General features: G+C 62.6%; 14 protein-coding genes. 8 read left to right on the forward strand and 6 right to left on the reverse strand.

The features are described 5' to 3' along the window. Nucleotides 1-23: 23 nt before the first annotated feature. The 5 genes from ndk to FIU90_RS12655 all read right to left on the reverse strand — a co-directional run bounded on the left by ndk (nt 24) and on the right by FIU90_RS12655 (nt 3,188). Nucleotides 24-446: a nucleoside-diphosphate kinase gene (gene ndk, locus FIU90_RS12635; RefSeq protein ID WP_152435096.1), complete on the reverse strand. Its 423-nt coding sequence runs from the start codon at nt 444-446 to the stop codon at nt 24-26. A 123-nt stretch (nt 447-569) separates the two neighbouring features. Beyond that, nucleotides 570-1,073 carry a hypothetical protein gene (locus FIU90_RS12640; protein ID WP_152435097.1) on the reverse strand — a complete coding sequence of 168 codons (504 nt, stop codon included), beginning with the start codon at nt 1,071-1,073 and terminating at the stop codon, nt 570-572. Nucleotides 1,074-1,135: 62 nt separating this feature from the next. Then, entirely contained in the window at nt 1,136-1,570 is a 435-nt protein-coding gene (locus tag FIU90_RS12645) for a DNA polymerase III subunit chi (protein WP_152435098.1), read from the reverse strand. After that, nucleotides 1,567-1,710, reverse strand: a complete 144-nt coding sequence (locus tag FIU90_RS12650; RefSeq protein WP_199799332.1) for a DUF2256 domain-containing protein — start codon at nt 1,708-1,710, stop codon at nt 1,567-1,569. Before FIU90_RS12650 ends, FIU90_RS12645 begins: the two co-directional genes overlap by 4 nt. Before the next feature lie 20 nt (nt 1,711-1,730). Next, nucleotides 1,731-3,188, reverse strand: coding sequence for a leucyl aminopeptidase (locus FIU90_RS12655; protein WP_152435099.1), 1,458 nt, complete (start codon nt 3,186-3,188; stop codon nt 1,731-1,733). 200 nt (nt 3,189-3,388) lie between these two features. On the opposite strand from FIU90_RS12655, the gene FIU90_RS12660 reads away from it, so the two are divergent. From FIU90_RS12660 to rsmA, 4 genes are all read left to right on the forward strand, one after another. Then, nucleotides 3,389-5,608, forward strand: a complete 2,220-nt coding sequence (locus FIU90_RS12660; protein ID WP_370515061.1) for an LPS-assembly protein LptD — start codon at nt 3,389-3,391, stop codon at nt 5,606-5,608. Nucleotides 5,609-5,812: 204 nt separating this feature from the next. Then, nucleotides 5,813-7,165: a peptidylprolyl isomerase gene (locus FIU90_RS12665; protein ID WP_152435842.1), complete on the forward strand. Its 1,353-nt coding sequence runs from the start codon at nt 5,813-5,815 to the stop codon at nt 7,163-7,165. 13 nt (nt 7,166-7,178) lie between these two features. Then, nucleotides 7,179-8,204 (forward strand): 4-hydroxythreonine-4-phosphate dehydrogenase PdxA, encoded by a 1,026-nt coding sequence (gene pdxA / locus FIU90_RS12670; RefSeq protein WP_152435101.1) that lies wholly within the window; start codon nt 7,179-7,181, stop codon nt 8,202-8,204. Further along, nucleotides 8,197-9,018 carry a 16S rRNA (adenine(1518)-N(6)/adenine(1519)-N(6))-dimethyltransferase RsmA gene (gene rsmA, locus FIU90_RS12675; protein ID WP_152435102.1) on the forward strand — a complete coding sequence of 274 codons (822 nt, stop codon included), beginning with the start codon at nt 8,197-8,199 and terminating at the stop codon, nt 9,016-9,018. Before pdxA ends, rsmA begins: the two co-directional genes overlap by 8 nt. Here the strand turns inward: rsmA and FIU90_RS12680 are convergent. Then, nucleotides 9,015-11,123, reverse strand: a complete 2,109-nt coding sequence (locus tag FIU90_RS12680) for a malate synthase G (RefSeq protein ID WP_152435103.1) — start codon at nt 11,121-11,123, stop codon at nt 9,015-9,017. The two genes, rsmA and FIU90_RS12680, sit on opposite strands and share 4 nt — an antisense overlap. A 122-nt stretch (nt 11,124-11,245) precedes the next feature. Between FIU90_RS12680 and FIU90_RS12685 the strand changes: the two genes are divergently transcribed. From FIU90_RS12685 to FIU90_RS12700, 4 genes are all read left to right on the forward strand, one after another. Further along, the gene (locus FIU90_RS12685; protein ID WP_152435104.1) at nt 11,246-12,451 is read left to right on the forward strand and encodes a hydrolase; all 1,206 of its coding nucleotides are present in this window, start codon (nt 11,246-11,248) and stop codon (nt 12,449-12,451) included. After that, nucleotides 12,448-13,464 carry an arginine N-succinyltransferase gene (locus FIU90_RS12690; protein ID WP_152435105.1) on the forward strand — a complete coding sequence of 339 codons (1,017 nt, stop codon included), beginning with the start codon at nt 12,448-12,450 and terminating at the stop codon, nt 13,462-13,464. The genes FIU90_RS12685 and FIU90_RS12690 overlap by 4 nt, the downstream gene beginning before the upstream one ends. Continuing rightward, nucleotides 13,461-14,711, forward strand: coding sequence for an N-succinylarginine dihydrolase (locus FIU90_RS12695; RefSeq protein WP_152435106.1), 1,251 nt, complete (start codon nt 13,461-13,463; stop codon nt 14,709-14,711). The genes FIU90_RS12690 and FIU90_RS12695 overlap by 4 nt, the downstream gene beginning before the upstream one ends. A 129-nt stretch (nt 14,712-14,840) precedes the next feature. Then, nucleotides 14,841-15,098, forward strand: a complete 258-nt coding sequence (locus FIU90_RS12700) for a hypothetical protein (protein WP_152435107.1) — start codon at nt 14,841-14,843, stop codon at nt 15,096-15,098.

Genomic DNA, 15,098 nt, shown 5'->3' on the forward strand with positions numbered 1-15,098 from the left:
ATTTTTCGTTCGAGATATGAAGCTTAGCCGACGATCTCGTCTTCGTTAAAGAAGAAGTCGATCTCGATCTTCGCGTTTTCTTCGCTGTCCGATCCATGGACGGTGTTCTCGCCGATCGAGAGCGCGTATTCCTTGCGGATCGTGCCTTCCTCGGCTTCCGCCGGGTTGGTGGCGCCCATGATGTCGCGGTTGCGCTTCACGGCGTCTTCGCCTTCGAGCACTTGCACAACCACTGGCTCGCTCATCATAAATTCGACGAGCTCGCCGAAAAACGGGCGATCCTTGTGGACGGCGTAGAAGCCTTCGGCCTGCTCACGGGTCATGTGAATGCGCTTGGAAGCGACGACGCGAAGGCCTGCTTCTTCCAGCATCTTGGTAACGGCGCCAGTGATGTTGCGACGCGTGGCGTCCGGCTTGATGATCGAAAAGGTGCGGGTGACCGCCATTGTGAATTCCTTGAAATGGTTATGCGGGGTGGTGCCCTCTGGTCAGGGCAGAATGATTTCCGGCGCGCGCTTAACCCCGCAGGCGCGCCGTTTCAAGCCTTTGCGATACGGGATGCCGTGGGGTCAGCCGCCCAGCTTGCTGCCAAGCATCAATTGCGCCTGCGTCGGTTCACCCTCCGTTTGCGAGGCATTGACTGAAAAGAAGCTGTCGCCCGGCCCTTCGCCTCCGATCATCTTGCCTTCATTGACAGTCATCTCGATCTGGATGTCGAAGCCTGCATCTTCCGCCTCGTCGCGGTAATGGTCGATTACGTCATCGGGACTCGCATCGATCTGCATCAGCACGAGATTGCCTTTGCCTTCACCGTGGTTGACCGCCGTATTACTAACCACGGTAGCGCCGGGATAGACGCTGAAACCGTCGGGCAATTCGACTGGCACATTGGCGCCCGAGCGCAGGGTCGCCTCCCCTTCCGGCGTCTCGATCCGCGCAGTTGTCTCGCCGGTCGAGCTGTCGATCATGTATTCGCCTCGTTCGCCATCCTCGGTCGTGAACTCGCCCGAGCGTTCCGAGCCGCAGGCCGAAAGCAGTGCGGTAGCCGCGATCAATATCGTGGTGCGAAGCATGGTGCCCTCCCCCGTTTCAATGCAGTGAGAGTGTCCCCCATCGAAGGCAACCGCGCAAGGGGTCAGGCGACCTTGACCCATTTGCCGCCGTCTTGTCGGAAAAATGCGCGTTCAAGGCCATCCTTCCCGTCAAGCAAACGCCAAGTCGCGCGCGCTTGTTCGACAGTCGCATCGTCGAACAGCAGGAAGCTGCGCGCGAAACCGCTTGTTTCGCGAAACTCACCATCGGCAAAGATCACGTGGCTCGCGCCATTTACCGGCTCGGGCTTGTCCGACAGCAGAACCGGCTGGCGATCCGCGCCGTCCTCATCGGATTCGCCGTTGGCAAGAAAACTCTCGGGCCCCGCCTTCCACAGCGCCTTTGAAATGGCCTCGCGCTGGTCGACATCCTTGCTCACCACGAGGAGGCGCTCGCCCGAACCGAGCACCCGCTCGGCGATAAGCGCGCACACTTTTTCCGCCGGATCGCGAGAGAGCTGCCAGAAATCGACTTTCATGCCGAAGCAGACTTATTCCGCTTACAGCGCTCGGAGCAATACTTCACGTGCTCCCAGTCCCTCTCCCACTTCTTGCGCCAGGTAAACGGCAGGCCGCACGCCTCACAGACCTTGGAAGGAAGGTCGGATTTTTTGCGCATCTTCGGTATGGGAGCGCTCCTTAACCCTCAGCGACGTCCTTCACCAACCGGTCGATAAGGCGCGCACCGTATCCGGTTGCGCCCTTGTCCCAGCTGTGGCCGGGCTTGTCCGACCAGACCGTGCCGGCAACGTCCAGATGCGCCCAGGGGATGCCTTTTTTGATGAACCGGAGCAGGAACTGCGCTGCGGTGATTGAGCCTGCCGGACGCGGGCCAACATTCTTGATGTCGGCGATCGGCGAATCGATCAGCTTGTCGTAAGCCGGGCCGATCGGCATGCGCCACAGCTTGTCACCAGTTGCCTTGCCCGCTTCGAGCAACTGATCGGCGAGCTCATCGTCGTTAGAGAACAGTCCGCCATGTTCGTGACCCAGGGCAATGATCATCGCGCCGGTGAGCGTCGCGAGATCGATGATGCGCGCGGGGTCGTATTCTTCCTGCGCCCAGTGCAGCGCGTCGCACAGCACTAGCCGCCCTTCCGCATCGGTGTTGAGCACTTCGACCGTCTGTCCGCTCATCGTGGTTACAACGTCGCCGGGGCGCTGGGCTTTCCCGTCCGGCATGTTCTCGACGAGGCCCATGACCGCCACGACGTTTGCCTTTGCCTTGCGCGAAGCAATGGCGAGCATACCGCCCGCAACCGCGCCTGCGCCGCCCATGTCCCACTTCATGTCTTCCATTCCGGGAGGTGGCTTGAGCGAAATGCCGCCGGTATCGAAGGTCACGCCCTTGCCGACAAACACGGTCGGCTTTTCATCCCCACCGCCGTTCCAGCGGATCGCGAGCAGGCGCGATGGACGCTCCGAACCCTGCCCCACTCCGAGCAACGCGCCCATGCCGAGCTTTTCCATGTCGGCGACGTCGAGCACGGTGATCTCCGCGCCGGTTCCTTCGAAAGCTTCCTTGCAAAGCTCGACGAAGCTTTCGGGATAGACGATGTTCGCTGGTTCGGTGACGAGCATGCGGGTGAATTCGACGCCCTTGGCGATGGCCGAGGCCTCTTCCCAGGACTTTTCGGTGCCGCTCGGCGCACCGACAACGTAGACTTTTTCGAGGCTCGGGCGCTTTTCCTTGGCGAGCTTGGTGCGATACTTGTCGTGCCGCCAACCGCGCAGGCGCAGCGCCATCAAGGCCGCCGCCGCCTCATCGGCCGAAAGGTTGGCATGGCCAAGGTCGACGACCATCGCCGCCTCTCCCGAGCAGAGGTATTTTGCGGTGAGCGCCGCCCCTGCCTTCTCGACGTTGAGCCGGCGTTTGTCAGCGTCGGCCTCGCCCGCACCCGAAAGCGCAATCCGGCGCAGCGAACCGTTCACCATTGCGAAACCTTCAAACACCTGGCCTGTGCGCCCCTTGAACCGGGCAGCGCTCGCTCCATCGACGATCGCGGGATCGAGATCGGAGAATGAGTCGCCCTGGTTCACTATGCGGGCGTGAACGCGCACGTGTGGAGGCGGGCTATCGGTAAACTGGATTTGCATGCGGACTCCCGGGGAATAACTGACGGGCGCGCCAGCCGGTTGCGGTGCTGCTTCAACGAACGCACGAAACAGTCCAGCGGCTTCAGCGGGCGGGCTCTGGAATGGCGATTGCGATTAGGCGCGAGCGGTGCAATAGGCAAGCCATGACGCGAGGTTGGAAGGTCTGAGGGTTGGTCAGGACCGGCACAGATATGCGATCCATGGCAAGCCCCCTCGCTTTCGCGATGATCGGGGCCGGTGCGCTCATGCTCGGCGCTCCGGCCGTCGCCCAGGACGAAGCGGAAGCAGTTTCCGAGGTCGAGGCCGAACAGCCTTCCGCCCAGACAATCGAGTTCGAAGCCAATGAACTCGCCTATGACGATAACGCGGAAACGGTCACGGCAAGCGGCAATGTCGTGCTTCGCAGCGAGGATGGATCGGTTCGTGCCGATCGGGTCGTATGGGACCGCAAGACCGGGCAAATCCTCGCAACCGGCAATATCCGCTTCGTCGATGATGCGGGCAACCAGCTTTTCACGGAAAGCCTTGAACTAAATGACAAGTTCGAAGCGGGCGCGATGGACGACCTGCTGCTCGCGCTGCGCGCCGGAGGCAGACTTGCCGCGCGCTCGGCAGAGCGCGGCGAGGACGGCACTATCGTTCTGACCGATGCGGCCTACACCGCATGCGCCGTTACGGGCGAGGACGGGTGCGACAAGACGCCTAGTTGGCGCATCACCGCCGACCGGGTGGTCTACAATGCCGACGAGGCCCGCGTAAGATTTCGCGGCGCGATGCTCGAACTGTTCGGCGCTCGCATCCTGCCATTGCCCGGATTGTCCCTGCGGACCGACGGGCGCGCTGAGTCGGGCTTTCTCGTCCCCGACGTTCGGATTTCCGAGGTTAACGGTCTCGAGCTTTCGGGCGACTATTACTGGCGGCTTTCGGAAAACAAGGACCTTTCCCTTGGCGCGTCCGTCTACACCGAGGTCGCACCGATGGTCCGCGGGCAGTGGCGGCACCTGACCGACAGGGGTGCCTATCAGATCACCGGTTATGCGACCGTTTCCAGTCGCGTCGCCGATTTCACAGGAGTTCCGACCACCGAAAGCGATCCGCGCGGGTACCTTTTCGCCAACGGCAAATGGCAGCTGACACCCGAATGGAGCCTCACCGGTTCGGTTCGCGTCGCCAGCGACCGCACTTTCCTTCGTCGCTACGATCTCAGCCGCGACGACCGGCTCCGCTCGACTGTCAATCTCGAGCGGATCGACGAAGACTCGTATTTCTCGCTCGCTGGATGGGCGACGCAGACTCTGCGAATCAATGCCGAACAGGGCCAAATCCCGATCGCTGTCCCTGCGCTCGATTATCGTCGGCTGATCGATGAACCGGTGTTAGGCGGCGAGATCGAATTGCAGCTCAACACACTGAGCCTCGTGCGGACCGAGGGGCAGGACACGCAGCGTGCCTTTGCCGGTGCGAAATGGGACCTGCGCACCCTCACCGGTCTTGGTCAGGTCATCACCTTTACGGGCCTTGTTCGCGGCGACGTCTATCACACTGACAATACGCTCGCGACGCTCACACCCAGCTACCGCGGCGATGAAGGCTGGTCGGGGCGTGCAGTTGCTCTGGGCGCGATTGACGTCGAATGGCCCTTTGTCGGCGAGGCCTTTGGCGGCACCAAGGTGCTCACGCCGCGTGTCCAGCTGGTCGTCAGCCCGCCGATCCGCAACCTTGCCGTCCCCAATGAAGACGCGCGCGCGATCGACCTCGAAGACTCAAACCTTTTCGCGCTCAACCGATTCCCCGGATATGACCGTGTCGAGGATGGCGCGCGAGTTACCTGGGGTATTGACTGGGAGCTTCGCAAACCCGGCTGGCGGGTAAAGACCAATGTCGGCCAGTCCTACCGCCTGAACACCGAGCGCGAGATTTTTCCCGATGGGACGGGTCTGTCCGAACGTGTTTCTGATTTCGTCGGTCGAACAGAGGTGCGCTATCAGGACTTCCTGAAGTTCACCCATCGGTTCCGGCTCGACAAGGACAACCTGGCCGTGCGCCGAAACGAAATCGACGCGACGATAGGTTCACGCAAGACCTATTTCGAGGTCGGCTACCTGCGTCTCAACCGGAACATCCAGACAGTTGAGGATTTGCAGGATCGCGAGGAATTCCGCACAGCCGCACGGGTCGCATTCGGACCGCATTGGTCTGCATTCGGATCGGGCGTTTTCAACCTCACCGGAGCGGACGAAGACCCGACCTTCGCGCCCGACGGTTTCGAGCCAATCCGTACCCGCCTCGGCGTCGCCTATCAGGACGACTGCATCGAATTCGGGCTGACCTGGCGGCGCGACTTCATCACCGCAGGCGATGCCGAACGCGGCAACACGTTCCAGCTCTTCTTTGCACTGCGCAATCTCGGTTTCCGTTGACGCCGCACGTTCGGGCAAAGCGGGTCAGCGCGAATTGGCAGCAGCCGAAAAAGGCGTTAAAGGCGCGTGTGTAACGGGCCAAAAGGCACTCAGCCTTGGTTAAGCCATCGACTGGCATGGCCGGAGGGGACGCGCGAAAACGACCGCGCAAGCAGACTTAATCGCTTGGGTTAAGCGAATGAAATTCGGGATGATTACGTGACGATGAAGGTTTTTTCGAAAAGCTGCGCTTCGCTTGTGGCAGCAGGTCTCATGGCGCTTGCTGTTGCTCCGGCATCCACGCAAGCTCAAACGCAAGCACAACCCAGTGCCGCCAATCCTTTCGGCCTGCCCGAGAACTTCTCGATCTTCGGCGACCAGGCCTCGGGCGAGCGCTCGGCAACGGCAGTGGTCAATGGCTACGTGATTACGGGGACCGACATCGACCAGCGCGTTGCTCTCGTCACCTCGTCTTCACAAAACCAGTTGTCCGAACAGGAACTGCAGCGCCTACGCGTGCAGATCCTGCGCAATCTGATCGACGAGACGCTGAAGATCCAGGCTGCCGAGGCACTCGAGCTTCCCGTGGACAAGGCGCAGGTCGAGCAGACCTACAACCAGCTCGCGGCGCAGAATTTCGGCCAGAATCCTGAGCGCATGGACGAATACCTGATTTCGGTCGGCTCATCGCCGGCTGCGTTGAAGCGCCAGATCGAGGGCGAGCTCGCATGGGAAAACCTCCTGCGCCGCAACATCACGCCGTTCGTCAACGTGTCGGCCGAGGAAGTGAACGACGTGCTCGAGCGGATGGAGAAATCGCGCGGGACGGAAGAATACCGCCTGGGCGAAATCTACTTGTCTGCAACCCGGGAGAACCGTGACGCGGTGCTGCAAAATGCGCGGGCCATCATGGAGCAATTGCGTCAGGGCGGCAGCTTTGTCGCCTATGCGCGCCAGTATTCCGAAGCTACCACCGCAGTCGTAGGCGGCGACCTAGGCTGGATCCGGCTCGGCCAGCTTCCGCCCGCGCTTGCCGAGGCCGCGCGGCAGATGCAGCCGGGCCAGCTTCAGGGACCGATCGAGATTCCGGGCGGTTTCTCGATTCTCTACCTTATCAACAAGCGGCAAGTGCTGATGGCCGATCCGAATGCTGCGGTCCTCAGCCTCCGCCAGATCTCAATCGATTTCCCGGCTGACGTGTCACAGGAGGAAGCAAATGCGAAGGTCAATGAATTCGCCGCCTTCGTTCAGACACTTCGCGGTTGCGCCGACGCTGACCGTGCGCGGACCGAGATCGGAGCCACCGTCGTAGCCAACGACCAGATTACAGCTGGCTCGCTGCCCGACCAGCTGCGCAACATCATTCTGAACCTGCAGATCGGACAGGTCACTCCGCCATTCGGTAGCCCCCAGGAAGGAGTTCGCGTCCTAATGCTTTGTGGCCGCGACGATCCGCAGGACGTCGGTGCTCCCAGCTTCGATACTGTCATGAGCCAGATCGAGGAAGAGCGCATCAACAAGCGCGCCCAGCGCTACCTGCGCGACCTGCGCAACGACGCCTATATCGAGTACAACTGAGCGTTTCGCCCACATGTCCGCAGCACCGTTCCCGCTGGCCGTATCGCTCGGCGATCCGGCGGGGATCGGCCCGGAGATCATTGCCGAATGCTGGGTGCGGCGCGCCGAGCTAGCCTGTAAAGGGAATGACCCGCCACCGTTCTTTGTGGTCGGCGGGATGGAGACGCTGCGCTCGGCTGCCGAAGCGCGCGGCATAGACTGCCCGATCGTACCCATCGCACAGGTGCAGGAAGCCACCATGGCTTTCCGTGCGGGGTTGCCGGTGCTCGCTGGATTTGACGTGCCCTTCACTCCCGGCCAACCGAGTCCGGAAGGCGCGAAACTTGCGATGGCTTCGCTGCAATGGGCGGCCAAGCTTACACTCGAAGGCGAAACCGCTGGCATGGTGACCGCTCCGGTCGAGAAAGCGGGCCTTGCCGCGCAGGGCTTCATCTTCCCCGGACAAACCGAATTCCTCGCCGCCGCATGCCGCTTGATGACGGACGATGCGGTGATGATGCTGGCAGGGCCGAGCCTGCGCACGGTGCCGCTGACGGTGCATGTCGCGTTGGCCGATGTGCCCCGCTATCTCTCGCGCGAGCTGATCGTGCACAAAGCGCGCATCACCGCTGCTTCGCTCACCCGTGATTTCGGGATCGAGCACCCGCGCCTCGCAGTCGCGGGGTTGAACCCCCATGCAGGCGAAGGCGGCAAGTTTGGCGACGAAGAAATGCGTATTATCGAACCGGCCATTGCCGCGCTCAAAGACGAAGGTCTGGACGTGACAGGTCCGGTTCCGGGCGATGCGCTGTTCATGCCACGCATGCGCGAAACCTACGATGCGGCTTTGTGCATGTATCACGATCAGGCGCTGATCCCGCTCAAGGCTCTGGAGGTGGATGAAGGCGTTAATGTCACGCTCGGCCTGCCGATCATTCGCACTTCTCCCGACCATGGCACAGCGTTCGATATCGCAGGCAAAGGCTTGGCCGCCCCAGGCGCCATGATGGCGGCGATCCGCATGGCGGGCCAAATGGCCGCAGCGCGCGCCGGTGCCTGACCTTCCACCCATCCGCGAGACGATCGCCAAGCACGGCCTTTCCGCCTCAAAAGCGTTGGGGCAGAATTTCCTGCTCGACGAGCAATTGCTGGACCGGATCGCCGCCATTCCGGGCGACCTGCAAGGGGCGAATGTGCTCGAGGTCGGTCCCGGCCCCGGTGGCCTCACCCGCGCTCTTCTGCGTGCCGGAGCGAACGTCACCGCGATCGAGATGGATCGCCGCTGCCTTCCCGCGCTAGACGAGTTGTCAGGGGCATTTCCCGGCCAGCTCACGGTGATCGAAGGCGACGCCATGAAGCTCGACCACGGGGAGATCATGCGCGGCGAGCCGTTTCACGTGCTCTCCAACCTTCCGTACAATGTCGGCACAGCGCTTTTCGTGAAGTGGCTTTCGGGCGAGGACTGGCCGCCGCAATGGCTCTCGCTCACGCTGATGTTCCAGCGCGAGGTTGCCGAGCGGGTCGTCGCGAAGCCAGGCAGCGGCGCCTATGGCCGCCTCGCCGTGCTCGCGCAGTGGCGCGCGAAAGCGAAACTCGCGATGAAGGTCCATCGCAGTGCCTTTACCCCGCCGCCCAAGGTGATGAGCGCGGTCGTGCATGTGACGCCTACCGAGGCACCCGGGAGCGTATCGGCCCGCACGCTCGAACGCCTGACCGAAGCCGCCTTCGGCCAACGCCGCAAGATGCTGCGCCAGAGCCTCAAAGGCGTGCCGGGCGCTCTGGAGGCGATGAAGGCGTTAGGGATCGACGAAACGCGCCGGGCCGAAACGGTGAGCGTCGACGAATTCGTGACCCTCGCCCGCGCGCTGGCCTAACCCGCTGCGTTCAGAGCCTTGGCTTCCTGCCGCCATTTATGGAGCAGCGGCTCGGTGTAGCCGGAGGGCTGCTCCACGCCCTTGAAGATCAGGTCGCGCGCGGCGCTGAAGGCCGGGCCGTCCTCGTTTCCGACAAGCGGAATATAGGAGGGATCGCCCGCATTCTGCTGGTCGACCTTGGCCGCCATGCGATTGAGCGAATCCATCACCATCTCCTCGCTCACGATGCCGTGCAGCAGCCAGTTGGCAATGTGCTGCGAGGATATGCGCAAGGTCGCGCGATCCTCCATCAGGCCGACATCGTTGATATCGGGGACCTTGGAGCACCCCACCCCCGCATCGATCCAGCGCACGACATAGCCCAGCAGGCCCTGGCAATTGTTGTCGAGCTCTTCGCGCAGCTCCTCTTCGGGCCAGTTCGTGTTTTCGGCGAGCGGGATGGTGAGCAGCGCATCGAGGCCGGGAGCCTTGGGCAGGTGCTTCTGGATCTCGAACACGTTTTCCTGGTGGTAGTGAAGCGCGTGGAGCGTCGCTGCAGTGGGCGACGGCACCCAGGCGGTGTTGGCTCCGGCGCGCAAATGTCCGATCTTCTCTTCCATCATCGCACGCATCAGGTCGGGCGCGGCCCACATCCCCTTGCCGATCTGCGCCTTGCCCGAAAGGCCATGCTTCAGGCCGATTTCGACATTGCGCGCCTCATAGGCCTTGAGCCATGCCGCGTTCTTCATCGCGCCTTTGCGGATCATCGGTCCTGCCCGCATCGACGTGTGGATTTCATCGCCGGTGCGATCGAGGAAGCCGGTGTTGATGAACACAATCCTGTCCTTCACCGCATGGATGCAGGCGGCAAGGTTGGCAGAAGTGCGGCGCTCCTCGTCCATCACGCCGACCTTGATCGTGTGGCGGGGCAGGCCGAGCAGATCCTCCACGGCATTGAACAGGTCGTCGGTAAAGGCGCATTCGTCCGGCCCGTGCATCTTGGGCTTCACGATGTAGATGCTGCCGGTCTTCGAATTGCCGTATTTGCCGTGCCCTTCGACGTCGAGTGCGCCGATCGCGCTGGTGAACACCGCGTCCATGATCCCTTCGGGAATTTCGCTGCCGTCGGGAAGCAGGATCGCCGGGTTGGACATCAAGTGGCCGACATTGCGCACGAACATCAGGCTGCGCCCCGGCAGGCTGTGCTGGTTGCCTGCGCCGTCCTTGTAGCTCTTGTCTTCCGCGAGCCGGCGGGTGAGCACCTTGCCGCCCTTCTCGAAGCTTTCTTCCAGGTCGCCGCGAATGATGCCGAGCCAGTTGGTGTAGGCGAGCAGCTTGTCCTCGGCATCCACCGCTGCAACCGAATCCTCGCAATCGGCGATGGTCGTGAGCGCGGCCTCGACGATGATATCGGCGATCCCGGCCTTGTCGTCTTTGCCGACCGGATGATCGCGATCGAACACGACCTCGATATGCAGGCCGTTGTTCTTGAAGAGCAGCCCCTTGTCGGTCTTGCCGATATATTGGCTTTCGTCCTGCAACTTGCCGTCGTGCTCGTCTTTGAGGTCGGCCCAGCTCTGATCGACGAGCGGCAGCGCCTGATCGAGAAATTCGCGCCCGCGCGCGATCACCGCGCGCCCACGCGCCTCATCATAGCGGCCCGGTCTGGCAGGCGGCGCATCGAGCGCATCGGTGCCGTAGAATGCGTCATAAAGGCTGCCCCAGCGCGCGTTTGCTGCGTTGAGCAGGAAACGGGCATTGAGGATCGGGACCACCAGCTGCGGCCCGGCCATGGTCGCGATCTCTGGATCGACATTCTGCGTGCCGATGGTGAAATCGCCCGGCTCGGGGACGAGATAGCCGATACTGGTGAGGAATTCTCGGTATTCGCGCGCGTCGTGCGGCTGGCCGCGACGCGCCTCGTGCCACGCATCGATCTGCGACTGAAGACCTTCGCGCCTTTCAAGCAGCGCGGCATTGCGCGGCGCAAAATCGGCGAGCAGCGCCGCGAACCCTTCCCAGAACGCGCGCGCGTCACGGCCGAGCGTTGAAAGCACCTCGTTCTCGATGAATTCCGCCAGCCGGCTGTCAACGGATAGGCCGGCGCGCTCGATATATTGGGTCATTGATGTCCTCGTGACTTCGACAAGAGAGGCCTGGGGAGGAGGACGAGGAGCCATATGGCCAAAGGACAAGCCGATTGCAACGTCTTGGAAGAGGCGAAAAGCGCGGCTAGAGACGGTTCCAGATGAAACCTGATTTCCTTTCCCGAATTGACGCTACGGCGATGCTGGACGACGTGCAGAAGTGGTGCGCGATCAACACCGGCACCGGGAATATCGAAGGACTGGAAAAACAGGCAGCCGCCCTTGCCGATGCGTTTTCCACGCTTCCGGGCGAGGTCGAGCTGGTGGATTCCGCGCCGGTCACCGGCATTGCAGCGGATGGCAGCGAGTTCGAGATTCGCAACGGGCGGCACCTCGTGGTCCGCGTCCGCCCGACAGCCAATCGCCGCGTCCTGCTCACCGGGCACATGGACACCGTTTTTCCCAGGGATCACCCTTTCCAACAGCTCAAGTGGCTGTCCGACGATGTTCTGAACGGTCCCGGCGTTGCAGACATGAAAGGCGGGATCGCGGTGATCCTCCATGCGCTAAGAGCGTTCGAGGCGAGCGGAAAAGCGGCCTCGCTCGGCTACGACATAATGATCAATTCCGACGAGGAAACCGGATCGCTGGCAAGCGCGGCCCTCATCGCCGAACTGGCGCGGGGAAAGATTGCGGCGCTGACCTTCGAACCGGCTGCGCTGCCCGACGGGACGCTCGCCCATGCGCGCGGGGGAACCGGAAACTACTCGATCACGCTCACCGGCAAATCGGCCCATGCCGGGCGCAATCCCGAAGAGGGTCGCAACGCCATCGTCGCTGCTGCCGACCTGATCCTGCGGCTGAAGGCGCTGGAGGGCGATGATATCACCGTGAACCCGGCGAAGCTGGAAGGCGGAGGCCCCAACAATGTCGTGCCCGATCACGCGGTGCTGCGCTTCAACATTCGCCCCAAGAGCACTGATGCTATGGAACGGTTCGACAACGCGCTGGACGAGGTGCTGCACGAGATCGAAGCCCGCCACGAAGTCGCCACGCGCCGTCACGGCGGCGTGACCCGCCCACCCAAACCCGTCGACGACAAGGCACAGCGTCTGTTCGATCTCGTGAAAGAATGCGGCGCGGAACTAGGCCAGGACATCGGCTGGAAGTCGACCGGCGGCGTATGCGATGGCAACAACATCGCCGCCTGCGGCGTACCCGTGGTCGATACCATGGGCGTGCGCGGCGGCTCGATCCATTCATCGGACGAGTTCCTTATCGTCCCAAGCCTTGCAGAGCGCGCTGCGCTTTCCGCCCTCGTCCTTTCGCGCATCGCCGACGGTGCGCTTGCCGGAGACCTGAATTGACCTTTCGCCTGCGCGCCGCGCGCACTTCCGATCTCGAAGCGCTTTATGAAATGGCCAAGCTGACGGGCGGTGGCTTCACCAACCTGCCGCCCGATCGCAATGCGCTGTCCGAAAAGCTCGAGCGCGCCGCGGAATCCTTCGCCAATACCGAAGACGGGCTGGCCGATGAGCTTTTCGTGCTGGTGCTCGAGGATCTTGAGACGAAGCGGGTTGCGGGCACGTGCCAGCTGATGACCCAGGTGGGCCAGCGCTGGCCGTTCTATTCCTATCGCCTGAACACGCTGACCCAGTACAGCGCCGAGCTGGACCGCACGGTCCGCGCGGAGCTTCTCACGCTGGTTACCGATCTCGAAGGGTCGAGCGAGGTCGGCGGACTTTTCCTTCACCCGAACAACCGGGCGGGCGGATTGGGCCTGCTCCTTGCGCGCAGCCGCTATCTCTTCATCGCCATGCACCGCCAGCGTTTTGCCGAGCGTGTCATCGCGGAGTTGCGCGGCATCATCGACGAGCGCGGCGGCTCGCCATTCTGGGACGGGGTCGCGGGCCGGTTCTTCGGGATGAGCTTCCAGGAAGCCGACTATTTCAACGCCATCCACGGCAACCAGTTCATCGCCGACCTGATGCCCAAACATCCCGTCTATGTCGCCCTGCTTTCGGACGCGGCGCGTTCGGTGATCGGCGTGCCCCACCCGACGGGACGCGCGGCGATGCGGATGCTGGAAAACGAGGGCTTTCGCTACGAGAACTATGTCGACATCTTCGACGGCGGGCCGACCATGATCGCGCGCACCGACGATGTCGCGAGCGTCAGGAATTCGGTTGCGGCCAAGGTCACCGGACACACCCTCAAGGAGGGCGAACGCGCAATCCTGGCGACCGGTCGGCTCGAGGATTTCCGCTCATGCTATGGCGCGCGCAGGCTCGACGGCGAAGGCGGGATCGAGATCGACGCCGCCGCAGCGGACGCGCTCGACGTGTCGGAAGGCGATATCGTGTGGAGCGTCGCGCGGTGAGCCTTCAGGAAATCAATTTCGACGGTCTTGTCGGGCCCAGCCACAATTATGCCGGTTTGAGCCTCGGCAATATCGCCAGCGCGAGCCACAAGGGCGATACGTCATACCCGAAAGCCGCGGCGCTACAGGGCGTCGCGAAAATGCGGGGCAATCTCGAGCGGCTCGGCGTGCAGGGCTTTCTTCTGCCGCTTCCGCGTCCCAATCACAGGTTGGCCGAACGGCTCGCATATGACGGCACCGAAGCGCCTGCGCTTCGCGCCGCGCCGTGGTCGGCGTCATCGATGTGGACCGCCAATGCCGCAACCGTCAGCCCGGCACCCGATACGAAAGATGGAAAGTGCCACCTGACGCCGGCCAATCTCGTCACCATGCTCCACCGCGCACAGGAATGGCCCGACACCAAGCGCATGCTCGAAGTGGTCTTCGGCGATCGCGACCACTTCGCCGTGCACGACATCGTTCCCCCGACCTTCGGCGATGAAGGCGCGGCAAACCATATGCGGTTTTGCGAAGGCCACGGAAGCGCGGGCGTCGAGGTGTTCGTCTACGGCAGGCCCGGCGGCAAATTCCCCGCGCGCCAGCACGAACAATCCTCCCGCCTCGTCGCCCGCCAGCACGGGCTCGACCCGGAAAAATGCGTTTTCATCGAGCAGAACCCGGTCGCAATCGATGCGGGCGCGTTTCACAACGATGTCGTCTCGGTCGCGAACGAGCGGGTGCTCTTCACCCATGCCGAGGCCTTCGCCGACCAGCAGGGTGCCTATAATGCGATCCTTGCAGCCTTCCCCGATCTCGAAGTGGTCGAAGTACCCAGCGATGCAGTCAGCCTGGAAGAAGCGATCCGCACCTATCTGTTCAACGCGCAGCTTGTCACCTTGCCCGATGGCACGATGGCGCTGATCGTTCCGGAGGAATGCCGCGAAAGCGCGAGCGTCTGGGCCTATTGCGAGCGGATGATGGCGGGCAACGGCCCGATCAAGCACGTGATCCCGGTCGACGTGCGCCAGTCCATGGCCAATGGCGGCGGCCCTGCCTGCCTGCGACTGCGTGTGGTCTGCGATCCGGCGACTGTCGACCCGCGTTTCATGCTCGACGAAGCCAAAGCGGACCTGCTCGAAAAGACCATTGCCGAGCATTATCCCGAGCAGATCGACCCGGACGATCTATGGACCGAAAGCCTTGAGAAACATGTAGTCGCCGCGCGCCAGGCACTGCTCACCGCGCTCGGCATCGGGGAACTCGCTTAATCAAAGTTAACGCGTTTGCGCAGCCACGTCGGGTGCGCTTACACTCCTTCCCACGTTAACCAACACGGCCCGCGCGAAACCGGCGCTGGCACAGGGTTTGCAATGTAATGGGTTAACGAAGGAGAGCGCATGCTGCGGAAGATCGGGCGTCTATTCGTGATCAAGAACAGGTTCGAAGCCTTCGTGATCATCTACGCCCTTGCGCTAGGCGCGACGACGCGCGGCGCATCCTATCTCGAGCAATATCCCTCCTACTGGGGCGAAGCGCTGTTCGTCGCGGCCTGCGGGGCGGTGATGCTGGCGGGCGCAGCGATCCTCGACGGCCTCAAGGCGAAGAAAGAGCTTGAGGAATTGCGGGCGGAACGCGAGGGCAGTTCGCACGTGTAA

Source organism: Erythrobacter sp. THAF29, assembly GCF_009363635.1.
Lineage (GTDB): Bacteria > Pseudomonadota > Alphaproteobacteria > Sphingomonadales > Sphingomonadaceae > Erythrobacter.